Source organism: Acinetobacter sp. RF15B, assembly GCF_007558235.1.
Lineage (GTDB): Bacteria > Pseudomonadota > Gammaproteobacteria > Pseudomonadales > Moraxellaceae > Acinetobacter > Acinetobacter lwoffii_C.
In genome coordinates this window covers 75,147-95,382 of record NZ_VLSR01000004.1, presented here as the reverse complement: position 1 = coordinate 95,382, position 20,236 = coordinate 75,147, and the positions used below count along the sequence as shown (strand labels likewise).

Below are 20,236 nucleotides of genomic sequence, written 5' to 3'. Positions count from 1 at the left end.
GATTTGTCATAAACTAAAAATTTAATTACATATTAAATATTTATGAAATTTATATGATGGTCATAGCGACATGATGAAATGAAAGATTTTATTTTTATCCATTTTTAAATGGCGGGATAATTCGACTTGAATTGATCAGGCTCTTTTGGACACGTCACTCTTGAAAGAGCCGTTATATAGTCTGGAAGGGTCAGGAGGTGAGTATTTTGGCTTGCTCTAAATAGCTCTGCATTTGCGTCATGCTCTTAACCCCGGCAATACGCTGGATAATGTTGCCTTGATAAAAAATTAAAGTCGAAGGTAAGCCATATACTTGATAGCGCAAAGTCAGAATAGGCGATTGATCAATATTGACCTTACCAAACTTGATGTTTGGCTCGGCGTGCATTTGAGTCTTCGCCCATTGTTCAAAGACAGGAGCGTTTTGCACACAGGGCGCACACCAGTCTGCATAAAACCGGATAATTGCAAGGCCGTCATACCACTCAAAGTCAGTATAGTTGTTTTCAGTGTATTCAATGATGTCTGCCATAGTAGGTCTATTATCCTGCGCCTAAATATGGACATGATTATACATAAGTCCATTGCTGTTCAATCTGCTGCATTTATATGTTCAAATAGTTTTAGAGGCTTGAATAGTCAATCATTGAAAAAGGAAGAACATATGACACCCACCACCATGCAGCAGGTCATTATTACCGAGCCGGGCGGTATCGATAAATTGGCTTATGAAACGGTTGCGATCCCCGAAGCCAAAGCAGATGAAGTTCTGGTGAAAGTTCATGCTTTTGGTATTAACCGTCCAGATATCTTGCAGCGTCAAGGTTTGTATCCAATGCCGAAAGGCGTAACACCCGTCCCGGGCCTTGAAGTCGCGGGTGAAGTGATTGCAGTCGGTGGTGAGGTAAGCCAGTTTAAAGTTGGTGGTAAAGTCTGTGGTCTGACCAATGGTGGTGGTTATGCGGAGTATTGTGTCGTACCAGAAAGCCAGACCTTGACCATCCCGGAAGGTGTAAGCTTTACACAGGCAGCAGCCATTCCAGAAACCTTTTTCACCGTGTGGGCCAATGTCTTTCAAATGGCACATGCCAAAGCAGGTGAGACGGTACTGGTGCATGGGGGTGCCAGCGGTATAGGTACCACGGCATTGATGCTGTGCAAATCATTGGGCTTGGAATCGTTTGCCACAGTCGGTTCGGATGAAAAAGTTCAGGCGATTTCCCACCTCACTACAGCCATTAACTACAAAACTCAGGACTTTGAACAAGTCATTAATGAGGCGACTGACAATGGTGGTGTAGATGTGGTGCTGGATATAGTGGGTGCGCCGTATCTAGAAAAAAATCTGAACTTGCTGCGCCGTGATGGCCGTTTGGTCTATATTGCATTTCTGGGGGGTGCCAAAGCCAAAGAAGTGAAGCTGGGCCAAATTATGATGAAACGCCTGACCATTACTGGCTCAACCATGCGTGCCCGTAATACTGCAGAAAAAGCTGAAATTGCCAAAGGCTTACGGGATTATGTGGCGCCACTCTGGGCAAAAGGTGAATGTCTGCCGATGATCTACAAAACCTTTAAATTTGACCAGATTCAGGATGCGCATACAGCTATGGATACGGGAGAGCATGTCGGGAAAGTTGTGGTGAAAATCATTTAAATTTTCTCCTTTTTTAAAAGGAAAGATTGACCTGTTGTACAGGACTGTTATTGAGGTAGATATATCATTTATCAACATCCTCACATAGGAAGCCGGAATGTATCCGGCTTTTCTTTGAAATAAAATAAGATAAATCCCTCAAATTAATTGAAAAAATATAAATAAATTTGCCAAAAAGTAAAAAAACGTTAACTGTCCGACACAACCTGTCAGAAGTGAGGGTTACATTAACTTTAAATTTAACTTGACTAAATTTGTCTAGTTTATGTGAAACATCCTGTAATAAAGGAGATATATAATGAAGATTGTATCGGTGCCATTCACGGATGTGCATAGTTTTCGCGCTTTAAGGCGTCTTCATAAAGCGATTATCCGTAATCAGATATTATATTCGGATGTGCCTAAAATTTATCCTGCAATGCTTCATTTAGAGCGTTATGTTGAGCGACTTAATCATAAAGGTAAAAAAGCTGTGTTGTAGCTTCTGTTAAGTCAGCATATTGAGTGGGTATTAGCCTTAAGTTGAAACAAGTATTTGAAAATAAGTTTATATTTAGCTGTATAATTTAATAATTTTACGCATTTTATGCGCTATATTGCTGATTGCAAAGAGGGTATTTATGAAGGGCAATCCTTCGACACATGAGCGTCTTGCAGAGCGTTTAGCTAGAATTTTAACTAAATTAAATCTTGGTCACCAACTAAATGTACAAGAGCTGGCGCACGAGTTTCAGGTGAGTACACGAACGATTGAACGTGATTTTGACCGGCTCAATTCCTATTTACCCTTAATTCAGGATACACAAAGCAAGCGTTACTATCTTGAACCCTCTTATTTAGGGCGTTTTAAATTACAGGATATTCAAAACTTTGCTCAGTTATCTGGAATCAGTGAATTATATCCTTCTCTGGACATTTCATTTTTAAAGGAGCTATTTGATAATCGTGCTAGCCTGGTTTTTTCAGCTAAAGGTTATCATTTTGAAGATGTAAGCCAATATGCTGAACACTTTAAATTAATAACAGCCCACATTCAGAAATGTGTACAAGTGGCTTTTATTTATAAAAGTAAAGTGAGGGTGGTAAAGCCTTACCGGCTGATTCATCATCATGGTAATTGGTATGTAGCAGCGGTACGCAAGCAAAAGTTGCGAGTTTATCGTTTAAGCCGGATTGAACGTATAATTACCAGCCATCAACTGGCTCAGTTTGAACTTGAACCTGATATTTTACAGCAATTGGATAATGAAGACAGTATTTGGTTTGGGTGCGATAAGCAGGAAGTTACCCTATCTGTACATCCAGATGTTGCGCTGTATTTTAAGCAACGTAAGCTTTTTCCCGAGCAAGTTATTTTAACAGAGTCTGCAGCGGGGGAGTTGTTAATCTCTTGCCAGATTCGGCATCAAAAACAACTGCATCCTTTGGTTCGTTACTGGATACCCTATCTAAAGATTATTGAACCTGTTCATTTACAGCAAGAGTTGGATGCTGGTTTGCAAGGATATTTAGCATCTTCTCAGTGCAAATGAAGGAGAATAAATTAAAATAACAGCCCATTTGAAATTTCAGGCATAAAAAAACCAGCTTAATGCTGGATTCTTTATATACACCATCTTAGAAGACTTAAGAATGGTGCCCGAGGCCAGACTCGAACTGGCACGCTTTGTGGGCGGGGGATTTTAAATCCCCTGTGTCTACCGATTTCACCACTCGGGCTTTAACAAGATGGAGGCGGAGGTCGGAATCGAACCGGCGTCCACGGAGTTGCAGTCCGCTGCATGACCACTCTGCCACCCCGCCGCGTCTTGTTGATGCGTATATTATCAAGCTCTGAAAAAAAAACAATAGTGCATTCATTTGTATGCGCAGAAAAACAGCATATAGCGGAAAATATTTAAAATATTCATGTAGAATGTGCGAAATTGATTCATATCAACATTTGGGAGAAGTACCGTGGCATTAGTTCTAGACGGTCGTGCATTGGCAAAGCAAATTGAAGCTGACTTGTTAACTCGCGTGGAAGCGCTGAAAGCAAAAACAGGTCGTACTCCAATTCTTGCAACTATTTTGGTGGGTGACGATGGTGCATCTGCAACTTATGTACGTATGAAAGGCAACGCTTGCCGTCGTGTCGGTATGGATTCACTCAAAGTTGAGCTGCCTAAAGAAACTACAACTGAAGAGTTACTGGCTGAAATTGAAAAACTCAATGCAAATCCAGATGTTCACGGTATTTTGTTACAGCATCCAGTACCGGCGCAAATTGATGAGCGTGCTTGTTTTGATGCAATTTCACTTGCCAAAGATGTAGATGGTGTAACTTGCCTGGGCTTTGGCCGTATGGCAATGGGTGAAGCCGCTTATGGTTCAGCAACACCTGCTGGCATTATGACAATTTTACAAGAAAACAAGATTGAGATCGCAGGCAAACATGCGGTGGTCGTGGGACGTTCTGCGATTCTGGGTAAACCAATGGCGATGATGTTGCTTCAAGCCAATGCAACCGTCACTATCTGTCATTCACGCACTCAAAACCTGGCTGACTTTGTGAAGCAAGCCGATATTGTCGTGGGTGCAGTCGGTAAAGCGGAGTTGATTCAAAAAGACTGGATCAAACCGGGTGCTGTGGTGGTAGATGCCGGTTTCCATCCACGTGAGGGTGGCGGTGTTGGTGACATTCAATTGGTAGGTATTGAAGAAGTGGCATCTGCTTATACACCAGTTCCAGGTGGTGTGGGTCCAATGACCATTACAACTTTGATTCGTCAAACTGTAGAAGCTGCTGAAAAGGCTTTGGGTTAAACTTTTAATTAAAAGATATTAAAGTCACAACGGAGTGTTACCGTTGTGACTTATGAATGTAAGAAGCTCGTATGTTACTTTTCTTTCGGCAAAAGTAACCAAAACCATTTGTCATCTGCTGAACTCGATATATTCTGTCTTTTGATTAATGCTGTCGCAGAAACAGTGTTAATTCGATTGAGGTGTGTCTCGCACAGCAGCAGATGACGGTGTCGCGTATCCAATACGTTTATAAATTCAAATAAAATCATCCCCAAGGCTTAATATGAGCTGTACTTTCCAATTTCCTCACCCCCCTGAACACTTGCTTAAAGCTTTGCATGATGTGATTCCAAATTGTGAATTACATGCACAGCAATTGCCTGAAACACCGATTTCCCTCTGGTTGATTCCACCTGTATTTCCAACCGATAAACTGGATGATGAAGTGATTCGTCGGATTTGGAATGAGACACCATATTGGATCTTTTGCTGGGCATCAGGCTTGGCAATGGCGCAATGGCTTTTAGTCGAACCGCATCATGTTAAAGACAAGGTCGTGCTGGATTTTGGTGCAGGTTCAGGTGTGGTGGCAATCGCGGCGAAAATGGCAGGGGCAAAACGGGTAATCTGTTGTGATATTGATCAGGTGAGTTTAGATGCCTGTCGTGCCAATGCTGAGCTCAATAATGTAGAGCTGGAATATCTGGATGATCTGTATAAAGCTGAGCAGGTGGATATTCTATTGGCTGCTGATGTGCTCTATGATCAGTGCAACCGCTTTTTTCTGGATGAGTTTTTAAAATTTGCTCCAGAAGTCTGGGTGGCAGACAGTCGGGTGAAAAACTTCAGCCATCCACAATATGTGAAACTGGATGAACGAAGTGCAACGACCTGGCCGGATCTGGATGAGTCACCAGAATTTCGTAATGTCAGTTTTTATCGAACCAAATAAATAACTGACCAGCTATTCAATAAAAAGGGCCTGTAGCCCTTTTTATTTAAAGATCTTTTTAGGAGCAGCTAAAGCGTATCACTCTCACGGTGGTCGGATGAGCTTCAAGGGCCTGGCGGGTGCCATAATCTTCACTGTTATATAAGCTAGGAGTATTACTTAAACTGATTTGGGCACGGCTGCTGCCAATTTGACGGCCAAAGTCAGCTTGTTTGTTTGCTGGATTAACAACTTCATTGGTGCTTAAAATTTGAATATTATAATTTTTACTGGCGCCTAAAACTTGTTTGCAGGCCGCTTGTAATCTATTTTCGTCCTGACTAGGTCGTCCCGAAAGGATATAGCTCAAAGTTGCTGTATTGTCCGAACGCTCCAGAACCTTATAACCATTTTGTCCATTGAACTCATGCGGTGTGGTCTGACAGGCGCTCATTACTAAAGCGCTTGCAGCCAAAGCTAAAATTGCTGTTGTTCTTCTCATGTTTATATTTCCTGAAGTCTTGGGCTAAGTATGCCATAGATTACTCAAACTGTTGCCTTGAGTAATTATTATCAATTGTTTGGATATCTAATAAGAAGCTGTTTATAAACTGCATCCAGAAATTAGATATTTTTAGTTTAATATAGTTTGCAATGGAGTAGGTACTGCCTTCAACAGGGTGAGATTATGATTATCCTGCCTGATAAAGAAAATAAATCTATACAGCAACAGGATGTCGGTCGAGTAATCAAATTAACAAAAAGGTTGGAGGATTTTGGTCACATTATTGATCCATATGCTGGATCAGGATTTATAGGGAGGTGTTCCCATGGGGGGAGCTCAAGCAGTAGCTTAAGTTGATTGCATTATGATAACCATGAAGCATGGTTAAGAAATGAAATTAAACAAGATGGTTAGACTCATAGATAAGTTACAACGCAAACTTAAAGCTGACTATCTTGTGCTTGGGTTTACACAACAACTCTGCAGCATTAATGGTGTTTTGAAGGTGAAGTGCTTTATTGACAATATCTAAAATAAAAAGCTTGAATGAAAGGCGATGATCAAGTGGCCTATGTCGGTCTGAAATTGCATTTATTGCAGTGTGCTATAAAAAATCACAACTCCATAACTTCATTTTTTTTATAGCAGGAGCGGGCACTTCTATCATGCGCTAGTTAAAGCTTTTCCATCTTATCTATGTATGGTTGACTGGATCAATCAACATCAATTGCTTTTACAAGCATTACATTGTGGTTTGATCTAACCGACTAAAAATCATAGCGCTTGGGTTGACTCTACAATATTACCCGTATACAAAGCGGCATACTCAACCTCATAAATTTTTAAAACAAGTCACCACACGTAATAAAAGTCATATTGGTATTTATCAAGCATAAAAAACCACCCGAAAGGGTGGTTTCTTGTCGTTTAACGCTGCCCGAATTAACGGTTAATGTCGCGTTGAACTTCGCCAGTGTAAAGCTGACGAGGACGACCGATTTTGTAAGGTCCGCTGTGCATTTCTAACCAGTGGCTGATCCAGCCTACAGTACGTGCAAGCGCGAAGATTACAGTAAACATTTCAGTCGGGATACCGATCGCTTTAAGGATGATACCTGAGTAGAAGTCTACGTTAGGGTATAAGTTACGCTTGATGAAGTATTCGTCAGACAACGCAATACGTTCAAGTTCCATCGCAAGAGCTAGCTGTGGATCGTTGATACCAAGCGCACCAAGAACCTCGTCACAAGTTTCTTTCATAACTTTGGCACGAGGGTCGAAGTTTTTGTACACACGGTGACCGAAGCCCATGAGTTTAACTTCTTTAGTCTTCACTTTTTCCATGAAGCTAGCAACGTTCTCTACAGTGCCGATTTCGTCAAGCATCTTAAGAACGGCTTCGTTTGCACCACCATGAGCAGGACCCCAAAGTGCAGAGATACCAGCAGCGATACATGCATATGGATTAGCGCCAGTAGAACCCGCTAAACGTACAGTAGACGTAGAAGCATTTTGTTCATGGTCAGCATGAAGCGTGAAGATACGGTCCATTGCTTTTGCAAGAATCGGATTAACCTTGTAGTCACGGTCTGCTGGTGTAGCAAACATCATGTACAGGAAGTTTTCAGCATAGTTCAAGTCATTACGTGGATAAACGAATGGTTGACCAACGGTGTATTTGTAGCTCCACGCTGCTAAAGTGGGAACTTTGGCAATTAAGCGGATCGCTGTAATTTCACGATGGTTAACATCTTCGATGTCCAGGTTGTTGTGATAGAACGCAGAAAGCGCACCCACCACACCTACCATGATCGCCATTGGGTGAGCATCGCGACGGAAACCGTTGAAGAAACGGCTAACTTGGTCGTGAACCATAGTATGGTTACGAACTTTAGCGTCAAACTCTTCTTTTTGCTCAGCTGTTGGAAGCTCGCCATTTAAAAGCAGGTAGCACGTTTCAAGGTAATCAGCTTTAGTTGCTAACTGGTCGATTGGATAGCCACGGTGTAAAAGTACACCTTTGTTACCATCAATAAATGTAATCTTAGATTCGCAAGAAGCGGTCGCCATGAAACCAGGATCAAAAGTAAAGTGACCTGCAGCCAACACATCTTTAACGTCGATTACATCTGGGCCCAATGTGCCGCTGTAAATTGGTAATTCAATTTCTTTGCCATCAAGCTGTAAAACGGCTTTCTTGCCAGTTGCTTCAGACATTCAATAGATCTCCTGTCCTGGTGAATGTATATCCGATTTGCTATCAATCTTTTAATGTACAAAACGGACGGGTCAAAAATTTGCTATAAGATTAGTGGCTACTGAAATTTTGTCAATTATACTTATGGATGAAAAAATGACGCTTGCACAGCGGTTTAGTTAATTCACCAAGAGGTAAAAAGTCCAATAGAATCACAGTACCAAGGCGCTATAATAAGTCAAATTCAAGAGAAGGTGCAGAAAAAAATCACCTGTAGCAGTTATTTATCAGCATTTTTTTAAAACTTAAAAAGAGCAATTAAAATTACTTGAATTTGCCAGCTTCTCCTGAAACCTATCTAAATCTCATAACTTAGATAATTTTTCAAAATTATTTAAAGGATCAAGAGATTATAAATAAAAGTTCAAGATTGAGACCTGATTCTCAGTTTAATTGGTTAAAAAGTAGCTGATATTTATTTGGAAGAGGTTGGAAACCTTATTTATAGAGATTGGGTAAGTGATTTTTTAAATCTAAAATGCTTAAAAGGGTTGAAAAAACTATCAATAAACCAAGTTGGCTAGGTCTTTCTTTTAATGAGGGGTTTTTGTATATCATTCATTTTGGTCATAATTGTTATTTGTTTTATAAATGCAGATATTTGATTTAACTCAAAAAAGAAGTCCCTACTTTACAATTTAAGACAAGAATCTTCATCTTTAGTCTAAATTCAAACGGTATAAGAATAAATCAGGCAACAGGACGAATTTGTCTACTTAATTATTTAAAAACAATTATATAAGCATGAAATACTAAGCTATATTTTGGTGGGTTCATTGAGGAGTTTTTGTTAATGATTCTTATTTAAGGGTTTTTTGCCTAAAAAGCCTGAGTGAGCTGTTTGTGTTTTAATAGTTGACGTTTTATAATTCAGTGTCGTTTTACGTTCGGCATGTATTTGCCTGACAATGCCAGCTTTCCTTCGAATTAATTCCAACAAACTCCGGATGGAGTTTTTAACTACAGGATGCCCGCTGTGAAAAGCAACAGACCTGTCAATTTGTCCATGGGTCAAGTTTTAGAAGTAAACTTAAAATCACCCGTGGCTATTGCATCAATTCTACACCGTCTTTCAGGTGTCATCATATTTTTACTCGTACCGGTCCTTTTGTGGATTTTAGACAAATCATTGTCTTCACCAGAGGGTTTTGCACAAGTACAGGAAATCTTTAACGGTTTTATTGTGCGCTTCATCGTATGGGTATTTGTAGCCGGTTTAATTTTCCACTTTATCGCTGGTGTTAAGCATTTACTTGCTGACGTTGGTGTTGCAGAAGAACTGCAAAGTGGTCGCACAGCAGCTACTATCGCATTAATCTTGTCTGCAATCGGTATCGTTGCGTCATTTGTATGGATCGTACTCTAATGAAAAGTGCTACTGGTTTAACGGGTTCAGGTTCACGCGACTGGTTTATCCAGCGTATAAGTGCCGTTGTTCTTGCTGTTTATACTGTTGTTATTCTAGGTTGGATCCTGTGCAACAGCGGTTTTACTTTTGAACAGTGGTACGGCTTTATGATGACAACTCCAATGAAGGTTTTATCTTTATTGTCTGTCTTATCTCTTGTTGCGCATGCGTGGATTGGTATGTGGCAAGTATTTACTGACTATGTAACTACTCGTCAGATGGGTCCATCAGCTTCAGGTTTACGCCTTGTACTGACTTCAGCAATGATTATTGCTGTATTTGCATATGCGATCTGGGCGATCCAGATTTTTTGGGCGAATTGATAGGAAACAATCATGGGCGCTATAACCCCTAAAGACGATTACACAAATATTCCACATGAAACTTTCGATGCAGTTATCGTTGGTGGTGGTGGTTCTGGTATGCGTGCTTCTTACCAGCTTGCTCAAGCGGGTCTGAAAGTAGCAGTACTGACTAAAGTATTCCCGACGCGTTCACATACTGTGGCAGCACAGGGTGGTATTGGTGCATCTCTTGGTAATATGCAAGAAGATAACTGGCACTATCACTTCTATGACACGGTGAAAGGTTCTGACTGGTTAGGTGACCAGGACGCGATCGAGTTCATGACGCGTGAAGCACCTCAAGTGGTATACGAATTAGAACATTTAGGTATGCCATTTGACCGTAACGCGGACGGTACAATTTACCAACGTCCATTCGGCGGTCACTCTGCCAACTACGGTGAAAAAGCAGTTCCACGTGCATGTGCTGCAGCTGACCGTACGGGTCACGCGCTTCTTCACACGCTTTATCAAAGCAACGTGAAAATGGGCACTCAATTCTTCGTAGAATGGATCGCGCTTGACCTGATCCGTAATGAAGAAGGTGATGTACTGGGTGTAACAGCAATTGACCAGGAAACTGGTAAAATTGCAGTATTCCAAGCCAAAGCAACCTTGTTTGCAACTGGCGGTGCGGGTCGTGTTTACCGTGCATCTACTAACGCGTATATCAACACTGGTGACGGTCTTGGTATGGCGGCGCGTGCAGGTATTCCATTACAAGATATGGAATTCTGGCAGTTCCACCCAACAGGTGTTGCGGGCGCGGGCGTATTGTTAACAGAAGGTTGTCGTGGTGAAGGTGCAATCCTTCGTAACAAAGACGGCGAACCGTTCATGGAACGTTATGCTCCAACCTTGAAAGACTTGGCGCCACGTGACTTCGTATCACGTTCTATGGACCAGGAAATCAAGGAGGGCCGTGGTTGTGGTCCTAAAGGGGATTATATCCTTCTTGATATGACTCACCTGGGTGCTGATACGATCATGAAGCGTCTGCCATCTGTATTCGAGATTGGTAAGAAATTCGCGAACGTTGACATCACTAAAGAGCCAATTCCTGTAGTGCCAACAATCCATTACCAAATGGGTGGTATTCCAACGAATATTCACGGTCAGGTAGTTATTCCTGAGAGTCGTGAGACTCAAGAGCTGCAAGCGAACTACAACAAAGACACAGATGTTTACTCGACTAATGCGGGTGAGCGTAACTTTGTTAAACCGGTAAAAGGTTTCTATGCCATCGGTGAGTGTTCATGTGTGTCTGTACATGGTGCCAACCGCCTAGGTACTAACTCACTGCTTGACTTGGTTGTATTTGGTAAAGCTGCGGGCGAACATATCATTGATTATGTGACTAAACATCACGGTGATGAATATCAGCCACTTCCACCAAATGTGCTTGAAGAAACAGTTGCGCGTATTCGTAAACTGGACGAATCAACCAGTGGTGAAAATGCTCAAGAAGTTGCCGATGCAATTCGTGACATCGTTCAAGACCACGCAGGTGTGTTCCGTACCACTGCGCTTCTTGAAGAAGGTGTGAAACAGATTCTTGCGATCGAGCCACGTGTTCGCAACATTCACTTGAAAGACAAATCTAAAGTTTTCAACACTGCACGTATTGAAGCGCTAGAAGTTGAAAACTTGTATGAAGTTGCAAAAGCGACATTAATTTCAGCTGCTGCACGTAAAGAATGTCGTGGTGCCCACACCGTAGTGGACTTTGAAGAGTCGCCGGATCACCCAGAGTATCCATATGGCCGTCGTGACGATGAGTGGATGAAACACACTTTGTGGTTCTCTGCGGATAACCGTCTTGAGTATAAGCCAGTACGTTATAAGCCACTTTCGGTAGAGGCTATTCCACCGAAACCACGTACATTCTAATCAGGAGATTTAAGATGAGTAGAGGTACTCGTACATTTCATATCTACCGCTACGATCCTGATAAGGATAAAGCACCGTACATGCAAACTTTTAAGCTTGAATTGACTGATAAGCACCGCATGTTGCTTGATGCGCTTCTTGCATTAAAAGTTCAGGACGAATCTTTGACATTCCGTCGCTCATGCCGTGAAGGGATCTGTGGTTCTGATGGTGTGAATATTAATGGTAAAAACGGTTTGGCGTGTCTTTGGAACCTCAATGATCTGCCAAATGAAATTACTATTCGTCCACTTCCAGGTCTTCCTGTCGTAAAAGACCTGGTGGTAGACATGAATCAGTTCTACGATCAGTACAACAAGATTCACCCGTTCTTGATCAACAACCAGCCTGCGCCACCAAAAGAGCGTTTGCAGTCTCCGGAAGAGCGTGAGCATCTAGATGGTCTGTATGAATGTATTCTTTGTGCATGTTGTTCAACTTCATGCCCATCATTCTGGTGGAACCCGGACAAGTTCCTGGGTCCTTCAGCATTGTTGAATGCATACCGTTTCATTATTGATTCGCGTGATACAGGTACTCAGGAGCGTTTGGCTCGTCTTGACGACCCATTCTCATTGTTCCGTTGTAAAGGTATCATGAACTGTGTATCGGTATGTCCGAAAGGTCTGAACCCAACTAAAGCAATCGGTCACATCCGTAATATGCTTTTAGATATGGCAGGCTAATAGGCTAAGCAATCAGTTCCCAAAAAAAGCACACCTACTGGTGTGCTTTTTTTATATATTTGAGCTGGATGTAAAAATGATAAATAGAAAAACAGGGATGTAATGCTTAAAATACATCATGTGGGTTAGAGAAAAAAGGCGCAAAATATCAGGTGCTGACCTCAACTATGAACATGCATCTGATTATTTTATTCATTTATGGTTTTTAGATGTAAAAGTGACCTGAAAAATAAACAGAAGGATGTTATTATATAACTGCTGGTGTAAAGGGAGTGGATTGAAAGATTTGCTCTCTTTTTATTTATCTTGATTCGTTAGGAAAGTCTTGGACTTAAGTCTACGTTGAATCTGATTTTTAAATACAGCACCATATAGTAGAGTAAAACTTCTACACTGTATTTAGCCAATTTATAGGAGGTATGTGTCAAAAAAATCAATTGAAAACTGATAACATGTTAGCATTTAGCCTAAGTTTAAATCGAAAAAGTGTGCCACTTGGGTACATTTTTTAAACACTGCAACTGAAAGAGAGTGTTATATAAGGTTATATAAAAGTCGCTTTAGCAAAAATATGCGTTAAAACCTTGTTTTTCCTAAGTCGATTTGCAAAAAAATTGCTCGGTCACGATCGGGTATTCAATGAGTGATGATGCCGCTGAGGGGCGTTATTATTCATTAAACATATCAAGGTTTACTTGGTGTGGTGATAACGCCTCATGGCTTATGCCTTATGGGGGACTAATGTCATATTACAAATTTGACATTAAAAATCCTGGGTTTTGCTTAAAAAGCATCCTGAAAATGTTTTTGCAATAGGAAATGGGTCCACAAATGCAAGAAGTTGCTGACGCTCTGCGTCTTGACACTGAACTTTCCGCTGATAGTGCAGCGTATATTGAAGAACTTTATGAGCAGTACCTCACTGCTCCAGACTCAGTAGGTGCTGACTGGAGAGCGTACTTCGATAAATTCCCAAAAGGTGATCAACCACACAGTAATGTACGTGAGCAATTCCTACTTTTAGGTCGCAATTCAAGCCGTATTCAGCCTGTTATCCAATCAGCAGTAAGCTCAGAGCATGAACGTCGTCAAATTGGCGTATTACAGCTGATTGCTGCTTACCGTAATCGTGGTCATCAGAAAGCAAAACTCGATCCATTAGGTTTGGCAAAGCGTGAAATTGTTCCAGATCTGGATCTTGCTGCGCATGGTTTAACCCAGTCTGATCTGGACACTGTGTTCAATACCGGCAATCTCGCTATCGGTAAAGAAGAAGCGACTCTGGGTGAAATGGTTCAGGCGATGGAAGCAATTTATTGCTCTTCAATCGGTGCTGAATACATGCACATCGTGGACACTAAAGAAAAACGCTGGATCCAGCAGCGTCTGGAAAGTGCGCGCGGTCAGTATGGTTTAAATGCAGAACAGAAAAAGCATGTTCTGGAGCGCTTGACTGCTGCTGAAGGCCTGGAAAAATATCTGGGTAATAAATTTGTTGGTGCGAAACGTTTCGGTGTTGAAGGTGGTGAATCTTTCATTCCAATGGTGAATGAGATTATTCAGCGTGCCGGCTCAGTAGGCTGTAAAGAAGTGGTTATTGGTATGCCACACCGTGGCCGTCTGAACCTTCTTGTCAATATCATGGGTAAAAACCCGGCTGACCTGTTTGGTGAGTTTGAAGGTAAATCAATCCACAAGAAAGGTTCTGGTGACGTTAAATATCACCAAGGTTTCTCTTCTAACGTCATGACTCCGGGTGGCGAAGTTCACTTGGCACTGGCATTTAACCCGTCGCATCTTGAGATTGTTGGACCAGTGGTTGAAGGTTCGGTGCGTGCACGCCAAGTCCGTCGTAAAGACATTGGTGGTGATGATGTATTACCGCTTATCGTTCACGGTGATGCGGCATTTGCAGGTCAGGGCGTTAACCAGGAAACCTTCCAGATGTCACAAACGCGTGGCTATACAGTAGGTGGTACGGTTCATATCGTCATCAATAACCAGGTTGGTTTTACAACCTCTGACCCACGTGATGCGCGCTCTACAGAATACTGTACTGACATTGCAAAAATGATTCAGGCACCGATCTTCCATGTCAATGGTGATGATCCTGAAGCGGTGATTTTCGTTTCTCAACTGGCACATGATTTCCGTCATACTTTCCGTAAAGATGTCGTGATTGACATGTTCTGTTACCGTCGTCGTGGTCATAACGAAGCGGATGAGCCGGCTGCAACCCAGCCAATGATGTATCAAGTGATCAACAAGAAGCCGACAACTCGTACGCTTTATGCAGATCAGCTGGTACAACAAGGCGTGCTTGACCGTGCAGAAGCAGACCAGTTAATTGAAAGCTATCGTGCTGATCTGGAAGCGGGCAATCATGTTGCTAACGCTCTGGTTCTTGAGCCGAACAAAAAAATGTTTGTGGACTGGACACCTTATCTGGGTCATGACTACACAGACGAGTGGGACACGACCTGTTCACTTGAGCGCCTAAAAGAACTTGGCAAAAAAATGCGTGAGCTTCCAGAAGGTTTTGTCATGCAACGCCAAGTGTCTAAAGTCATTGATGACCGTCTGAAAATGCAGACTGGTGAAATACCATTGAACTGGGGTGCTGCTGAAACTTTAGCTTATGCCTCTCTTCTGGATGATGGTTATCTGGTGCGCTTAACTGGTGAAGATGTAGGTCGTGGTACTTTCTCACATCGTCATGCGAAACTGCACAATCAGGTGGATGGTTCAACTTATATTCCATTGTGCCATATCAAAGAGAACCAGCCGCGTGTTGCAATTTATGACTCATTATTGTCTGAAATGGCAGTACTGGCATTTGAATACGGCTATGCAACAACTCTTCCAAAGAGCTTGATTATCTGGGAAGCGCAGTTCGGTGACTTTGCAAACTGTGCACAAGTGGTGATTGACCAGTTTATCTCATCTGGTGAAACCAAGTGGGAGCGTGTGTGTGGCTTAACTATGCTACTTCCACACGGTTATGAAGGTCAGGGTCCTGAGCATTCCTCTGCACGTCTGGAACGTTTCTTGCAGTTATGTGCTGAAGAAAACATGCAAGTGATGACACCGACTACCCCTGCACAGATTTTCCATGCTTTACGTCGTCAGGCGATCCGCCCGATCCGTAAACCAATGATCATCATGTCACCGAAGTCATTGCTGCGTCATAAGCTGGCGGTTTCTACCCTGGATGAGCTGGCAACTGGCACATTCCAGACAGTGATTGACGAAATCGACAACATCAACAAGGCAGATGTAACTCGTCTCGTGTTATGTGGTGGTAAGGTTTACTACGACTTACTGGAAAAACGTCGTGAAAAAGAATTGAACAATACTGCGATTGTACGTATTGAACAATTGTATCCATATCCTGAAGCACGTCTGGCGGAAGTCCTTGCTGCTTATCCAAACATCAAAGAAATTGTTTGGGCACAAGAAGAGCCGAAAAACCAGGGCGCTTGGCTGTTCATCGCACCTCGTTTATACGATGATGTAATGAAATCAGGTAAACAAGTACGTATTAGCTACGCAGGCCGTGAAGCTTCTGCTGCACCGGCATGTGGTTCACCATATTTGCATGCAAAACAACAAGCTCAGCTCATCAACGACGCGCTTGCGATCGATGCTGAATAATCAGGAGATTCTAAAGAATGGCAACCGAAATTAAAGCACCGGTATTCCCAGAGTCAGTTGCGGACGGTACGATCGCAACTTGGCACAAACAACCAGGTGAAGCAGTATCACGTGATGAAGTGATTTGCGATATTGAAACAGATAAAGTTGTTTTAGAAGTTGTTGCTCCTGCAGACGGTACTATTGCATCAATCGTGAAAAACGAAGGTGATACAGTACTTTCAGCTGAAGTGATTGCACAGTTTGAAGAAGGCGCTGTTTCTGGTGCTGCTCAAACTCAGGCAGTTCAGTCTGAAGAGAAAGTTGAACAAGCTGCGGCGAATACTGAAGCAGGTAATTCACCAATTGTTGAGCGTCAGCAAGTACAAGACCAAGCGCCTGCAGTGCGTAAAGCCTTGACTGAAACTGGTATTGCTGCAAGCGATGTAGAAGGTACAGGCCGTGGTGGTCGTATCACTAAAGAAGACGTGGCAAATCACCAGGCGAAGCCAGCTGCTCCTGCTGCTGCACCATTAAGTGTAGCTGTTGGTGAACGTATTGAAAAACGTGTTCCAATGACGCGTCTACGTAAGCGTGTTGCTGAACGTCTACTTGCTGCAACTCAAGAAACAGCAATGTTGACGACGTTCAACGAAGTAAACATGAAACCAATAATGGACATGCGTGCTCAATATAAAGATGCATTCGAAAAACGCCACGGTGCGCGTCTGGGCTTCATGTCATTCTTTGTTAAGGCAGCAACTGAAGCACTTAAACGTTACCCGGCAGTAAACGCGTCTATTGATGGTGAAGACATCGTTTACCATGGTTACTACGACATCGGTGTAGCAGTATCTTCTGACCGTGGTCTAGTGGTTCCTGTACTTCGTGATACCGATCGCATGAACTATGCTGAAGTTGAAAGTGGTATCCGTGCATATGCTGCTAAGGCACGTGACGGTAAACTGGGTATCGAAGATATGACTGGCGGTACATTCACCATTACTAATGGTGGTACTTTCGGTTCATTACTTTCTACGCCAATTTTGAACACACCACAAACAGCAATTCTGGGTATGCACAAAATCCAGGAGCGACCAATGGCGGTGAATGGTCAGGTTGAAATTCTACCAATGATGTACTTGGCACTTTCTTATGACCACCGTCTGATTGATGGTAAGGAAGCAGTAGGCTTCTTGGTAACAATCAAAGAATTGTTAGAAGAGCCAGCTAAACTGATCCTTGACCTTTAATTCTAAAAAATAAAGCATGGGCTTAGGGCGATCCTCTAAGCCCATTTTTGGAGATAAAAATGTCTCAACAATTTGATCTTGTTGTTATTGGCGGCGGCCCTGGTGGTTATGAAGCTGCAATCCGTGCAGCGCAACTTGGCTATAAAGTTGCCTGTATCGAAAAACGTATTCATAAAGGCAAGCCATCTCTAGGTGGTACCTGCTTAAACGTGGGTTGTATCCCATCTAAAGCGTTACTTGATTCTTCTCACCGTTATGAAGATACAGTGCATCACTTAGATGATCACGGTATTACGACTGGTGAAGTGAAATTTGACCTTGCAAAACTTCTTGCTCGTAAAGACAAAATTGTTAACCAATTAACCATGGGTATCGACGGTCTTTTGAAAGGCAACGGTATCGAATGGTTAAAAGGTACGGGTAAATTGCTGGCAGGCAAAAAAGTTGAATTTGTGTCGCACGAAGGTGAAACTCAAATTTTAGAACCGAAGTATGTCATTTTGGCAACCGGTTCTGTGCCGGTCAATATTCCGGTAGCGCCTGTTGATCAAGACCTTATTGTTGACTCGACTGGTGCACTTGAGTTCCAGGAAGTACCTCAGCGTTTGGGCGTGATTGGTGCAGGTGTTATCGGTCTGGAGCTTGGCTCTGTCTGGCGTCGTCTGGGTGCTGAAGTTGTTGTATTTGAAGCAATGGATGCCTTTTTACCAATGGCGGATAAAGCCTTGGCAAAAGACTATCAAAAACTGTTAACTAAACAGGGTCTGGATATCCGTGTTGGCGCGAAAGTGTCTGGCACCGAAGTGAATGGCCGTGAAGTTACAGTTAAATACACACAAGGTGGCGAAGAAAAAACTCAAACTTTCGATAAGTTGATCGTGTGTGTAGGGCGTCGTGCTTATGCTGAAGGCCTGTTGGCTGATGACTGTGGGATCAAACTGACTGAACGTGGTTTGGTTGAAGTAAACGATTGGTGTGCAACTTCTATTGAAGGCGTATACGCAATTGGTGACTTGGTACGTGGTCCAATGCTTGCACATAAAGCCATGGAAGAAGGTGTTATGGCAGTTGAACGTATCCACGGTCATGCTGCACAAGTCAACTACGACACTATCATTTCAGTTATCTATACACACCCTGAAGCGGCGTGGGTAGGTTTAACCGAAGAGCAAGCGAAAGAACAAGGCCACGAAGTGAAGACAGGCCAATTTGGCTTCGCTGCGAATGGTCGTGCCATGGCGGCAGGTGAAAATGCTGGTTTCGTCAAATTTGTTGCGGATGCCAAAACCGACCGTTTACTGGGTATGCATGTGATTGGGCCGGCTGCGTCTGATATTGTTCACCAAGGTATGATCGCACTTGAGTTTGTATCGAGTGTTGAAGATCTGCAATTGATGACTTTTGGTCACCCAACCTTCTCTGAAGTTGTACATGAAGCAGCTTTAGCAGTGGATGGACGAGCGATTCACGCGATTCAGCGTAAACGTAAGTAATACCAAAAAGAGCGGCTTAAGCCGCTCTTTTTGCATTTGGTGGTTGTTTTTATATGAATAATCATCTAAGAATAAAGATAAGAAACAACATTGAGTTCTAAAACACCAATCTTGATTGTGAATCAAGAAATATGGGTCGATGTATAACAAGTCAAATAAGTAGTAAAAGGTTAATCAATGAATTTACATGAATATCAAGCCAAAGCGTTATTAAAAAAATATGGTATGCCAGTACAGGAAGGCATACTTGCCACTAATGCTGATGAAACCGTACAGGCATTTGAGCAATTAGGTGGAAAGTTTGCAGTCCTCAAGGCCCAGGTTCATGCGGGTGGTCGTGGTAAGGCAGGTGGTGTTAAAGTGGTAAAGTCGGCAGAAGAAGCAGCCGAATATGCTAATCAGATTATTGGCTCAAGTCTGGTGACTTATCAGACGGATGCTAATGGACAGCCGGTAAACAGTATTCTGGTATCAGAAGATGTATATCCCGTTGAGCGTGAGTTGTACTTAGGGGCTGTGGTGGACCGTTCAAGCCGCCGAGTCACTTTTATGGTATCCACCGAAGGTGGTGTTGATATTGAAAAAGTCGCAGAAGAAACCCCGGAAAAAATTATTAAAGTTGAGGTAGATCCGCTGGTTGGTCTATTGCCATTTCAGGCACGTCAAGCCGCTTTTGCACTAAAACTTAAAGATGGGCAAATCAATCAGTTTGTCAAAATTATGAGTGCAGCTTATGACGCATTCATAGAAAATGATTTTGCCCTGTTTGAAATTAACCCGCTATCTGTGCGTGAAAATGGCGATATTCTTTGTGTGGATGCTAAGATTGGTATTGATTCAAATGCTTTATACCGTCTGCCTGAGATTGCAGCACTACGTGATACCTCACAGGAAAATGAGCGTGAATTAAAAGCTTCTGAATTTGATTTGAACTATGTGGCACTAGAGGGCAATATTGGTTGTATGGTCAATGGGGCCGGTCTTGCGATGGCAACCATGGATATTATCAAGCTCTATGGTGGACAGCCGGCTAATTTCCTTGATGTCGGTGGCGGCGCAACCAAAGATCGCGTGATTGAAGCCTTTAAGATTATTTTGGCAGATAGCTCTGTACAAGGAGTATTGATCAATATTTTTGGTGGAATTGTACGTTGTGACATGATTGCTGAAGCAATTATTGCAGCAGTTCAGGAAGTGAGTGTGACAGTGCCTGTGGTTGTTCGCCTGCAAGGGAACAATGCAGAATTAGGAGCACAATTACTGGATAAATCTGGTTTGAAATTAATTTCTGCAACAGGCCTTGCTGATGCTGCAGAAAAAATCGTTGCTGCTGTGAAAGCTTAAGGGGTATCT

At 42.5% G+C, this 20,236-nt stretch carries 16 protein-coding genes and 2 tRNA genes; 13 read left to right on the top strand and 5 right to left on the bottom strand.

Annotated elements, in window-relative coordinates; all coding sequences use genetic code 11:
• Positions 1 to 190: 190 nt before the first annotated feature.
• The gene (locus E2K74_RS04175; protein ID WP_151206434.1) at positions 191 to 532 is read right to left on the bottom strand and encodes a thioredoxin family protein; all 342 of its coding nucleotides are present in this window, start codon (positions 530 to 532) and stop codon (positions 191 to 193) included.
• 132 nt (positions 533 to 664) lie between these two features.
• On the opposite strand from E2K74_RS04175, the gene E2K74_RS04170 reads away from it, so the two are divergent.
• From E2K74_RS04170 to E2K74_RS04160, 3 genes are all read left to right on the top strand, one after another.
• The gene (locus E2K74_RS04170) at positions 665 to 1,657 is read left to right on the top strand and encodes an NAD(P)H-quinone oxidoreductase (RefSeq protein WP_151206433.1); all 993 of its coding nucleotides are present in this window, start codon (positions 665 to 667) and stop codon (positions 1,655 to 1,657) included.
• Between the two features lie 298 nt (positions 1,658 to 1,955).
• Positions 1,956 to 2,138: a hypothetical protein gene (locus E2K74_RS04165; protein ID WP_151206432.1), complete on the top strand. Its 183-nt coding sequence runs from the start codon at positions 1,956 to 1,958 to the stop codon at positions 2,136 to 2,138.
• Between the two features lie 139 nt (positions 2,139 to 2,277).
• Entirely contained in the window at positions 2,278 to 3,189 is a 912-nt protein-coding gene (locus tag E2K74_RS04160) for a helix-turn-helix transcriptional regulator (RefSeq protein WP_151202980.1), read from the top strand.
• Positions 3,190 to 3,290: 101 nt separating this feature from the next.
• Here E2K74_RS04160 and E2K74_RS04155 read toward each other — a convergent pair.
• A tRNA-Leu gene (locus E2K74_RS04155) sits at positions 3,291 to 3,376 on the bottom strand.
• A 10-nt stretch (positions 3,377 to 3,386) separates the two neighbouring features.
• Positions 3,387 to 3,460, bottom strand: a tRNA-Cys gene (locus E2K74_RS04150).
• A gap of 153 nt (positions 3,461 to 3,613) precedes the next feature.
• On the opposite strand from E2K74_RS04150, the gene folD reads away from it, so the two are divergent.
• On the top strand, positions 3,614 to 4,462 hold the full coding sequence (gene folD / locus E2K74_RS04145) for a bifunctional methylenetetrahydrofolate dehydrogenase/methenyltetrahydrofolate cyclohydrolase FolD (RefSeq protein WP_151202978.1): 849 nt from the start codon (positions 3,614 to 3,616) through the stop codon (positions 4,460 to 4,462).
• A gap of 265 nt (positions 4,463 to 4,727) precedes the next feature.
• Entirely contained in the window at positions 4,728 to 5,396 is a 669-nt protein-coding gene (locus E2K74_RS04140) for a class I SAM-dependent methyltransferase (protein WP_151206431.1), read from the top strand.
• Between the two features lie 58 nt (positions 5,397 to 5,454).
• Here E2K74_RS04140 and E2K74_RS04135 read toward each other — a convergent pair whose 3' ends face one another.
• Both E2K74_RS04135 and gltA read right to left on the bottom strand, forming a co-directional pair.
• On the bottom strand, positions 5,455 to 5,877 hold the full coding sequence (locus tag E2K74_RS04135; protein WP_151206430.1) for a hypothetical protein: 423 nt from the start codon (positions 5,875 to 5,877) through the stop codon (positions 5,455 to 5,457).
• A 945-nt stretch (positions 5,878 to 6,822) separates the two neighbouring features.
• On the bottom strand, positions 6,823 to 8,097 hold the full coding sequence (gene gltA, locus E2K74_RS04130) for a citrate synthase (RefSeq protein WP_151202972.1): 1,275 nt from the start codon (positions 8,095 to 8,097) through the stop codon (positions 6,823 to 6,825).
• A gap of 1,007 nt (positions 8,098 to 9,104) precedes the next feature.
• On the opposite strand from gltA, the gene sdhC reads away from it, so the two are divergent.
• The 8 genes from sdhC to sucC all read left to right on the top strand — a co-directional run bounded on the left by sdhC (position 9,105) and on the right by sucC (position 20,227).
• Entirely contained in the window at positions 9,105 to 9,503 is a 399-nt protein-coding gene (gene sdhC, locus E2K74_RS04125; RefSeq protein WP_151206429.1) for a succinate dehydrogenase, cytochrome b556 subunit, read from the top strand.
• A complete protein-coding gene (gene sdhD / locus E2K74_RS04120; protein WP_151203043.1) occupies positions 9,503 to 9,868 on the top strand; it encodes a succinate dehydrogenase, hydrophobic membrane anchor protein in 366 nt (121 codons plus the stop codon). The genes sdhC and sdhD overlap by 1 nt, the downstream gene beginning before the upstream one ends.
• 12 nt (positions 9,869 to 9,880) lie before the next feature.
• Entirely contained in the window at positions 9,881 to 11,779 is a 1,899-nt protein-coding gene (sdhA, locus tag E2K74_RS04115; RefSeq protein WP_151202968.1) for a succinate dehydrogenase flavoprotein subunit, read from the top strand.
• 14 nt (positions 11,780 to 11,793) lie between these two features.
• Positions 11,794 to 12,504, top strand: a complete 711-nt coding sequence (locus E2K74_RS04110; protein ID WP_151202966.1) for a succinate dehydrogenase iron-sulfur subunit — start codon at positions 11,794 to 11,796, stop codon at positions 12,502 to 12,504.
• An 831-nt stretch (positions 12,505 to 13,335) separates the two neighbouring features.
• Positions 13,336 to 16,158 (top strand): 2-oxoglutarate dehydrogenase E1 component, encoded by a 2,823-nt coding sequence (locus E2K74_RS04105; protein ID WP_151202964.1) that lies wholly within the window; start codon positions 13,336 to 13,338, stop codon positions 16,156 to 16,158.
• Between the two features lie 17 nt (positions 16,159 to 16,175).
• Positions 16,176 to 17,390, top strand: a complete 1,215-nt coding sequence (gene odhB / locus E2K74_RS04100) for a 2-oxoglutarate dehydrogenase complex dihydrolipoyllysine-residue succinyltransferase (protein ID WP_151206428.1) — start codon at positions 16,176 to 16,178, stop codon at positions 17,388 to 17,390.
• Positions 17,391 to 17,449: 59 nt separating this feature from the next.
• Entirely contained in the window at positions 17,450 to 18,883 is a 1,434-nt protein-coding gene (lpdA, locus tag E2K74_RS04095; RefSeq protein WP_151206427.1) for a dihydrolipoyl dehydrogenase, read from the top strand.
• 177 nt (positions 18,884 to 19,060) lie between these two features.
• On the top strand, positions 19,061 to 20,227 hold the full coding sequence (gene sucC / locus E2K74_RS04090; RefSeq protein ID WP_151206426.1) for an ADP-forming succinate--CoA ligase subunit beta: 1,167 nt from the start codon (positions 19,061 to 19,063) through the stop codon (positions 20,225 to 20,227).
• The last annotated feature ends 9 nt before the right edge of the window (positions 20,228 to 20,236 follow it).

What these genes read in the sequence shown, in the direction of transcription:
- lpdA (WP_151206427.1), top strand. Translation starts at nt 17,450, where the DNA reads ATGTCTCAACAATTTGATCTTGTTGTTATTGGCGGCGGCCCTGGTGGT.
- E2K74_RS04170 (WP_151206433.1), top strand. Translation starts at nt 665, where the DNA reads ATGACACCCACCACCATGCAGCAGGTCATTATTACCGAGCCGGGCGGT.
- odhB (WP_151206428.1), top strand. Translation starts at nt 16,176, where the DNA reads ATGGCAACCGAAATTAAAGCACCGGTATTCCCAGAGTCAGTTGCGGAC.
- sucC (WP_151206426.1), top strand. Translation starts at nt 19,061, where the DNA reads ATGAATTTACATGAATATCAAGCCAAAGCGTTATTAAAAAAATATGGT.
- E2K74_RS04175 (WP_151206434.1), bottom strand. Translation starts at nt 532, where the DNA reads ATGGCAGACATCATTGAATACACTGAAAACAACTATACTGACTTTGAG.
- E2K74_RS04165 (WP_151206432.1), top strand. Translation starts at nt 1,956, where the DNA reads ATGAAGATTGTATCGGTGCCATTCACGGATGTGCATAGTTTTCGCGCT.
- E2K74_RS04140 (WP_151206431.1), top strand. Translation starts at nt 4,728, where the DNA reads ATGAGCTGTACTTTCCAATTTCCTCACCCCCCTGAACACTTGCTTAAA.
- E2K74_RS04135 (WP_151206430.1), bottom strand. Translation starts at nt 5,877, where the DNA reads ATGAGAAGAACAACAGCAATTTTAGCTTTGGCTGCAAGCGCTTTAGTA.
- E2K74_RS04160 (WP_151202980.1), top strand. Translation starts at nt 2,278, where the DNA reads ATGAAGGGCAATCCTTCGACACATGAGCGTCTTGCAGAGCGTTTAGCT.
- sdhA (WP_151202968.1), top strand. Translation starts at nt 9,881, where the DNA reads ATGGGCGCTATAACCCCTAAAGACGATTACACAAATATTCCACATGAA.
- E2K74_RS04105 (WP_151202964.1), top strand. Translation starts at nt 13,336, where the DNA reads ATGCAAGAAGTTGCTGACGCTCTGCGTCTTGACACTGAACTTTCCGCT.
- gltA (WP_151202972.1), bottom strand. Translation starts at nt 8,097, where the DNA reads ATGTCTGAAGCAACTGGCAAGAAAGCCGTTTTACAGCTTGATGGCAAA.
- sdhD (WP_151203043.1), top strand. Translation starts at nt 9,503, where the DNA reads ATGAAAAGTGCTACTGGTTTAACGGGTTCAGGTTCACGCGACTGGTTT.
- E2K74_RS04110 (WP_151202966.1), top strand. Translation starts at nt 11,794, where the DNA reads ATGAGTAGAGGTACTCGTACATTTCATATCTACCGCTACGATCCTGAT.
- sdhC (WP_151206429.1), top strand. Translation starts at nt 9,105, where the DNA reads ATGCCCGCTGTGAAAAGCAACAGACCTGTCAATTTGTCCATGGGTCAA.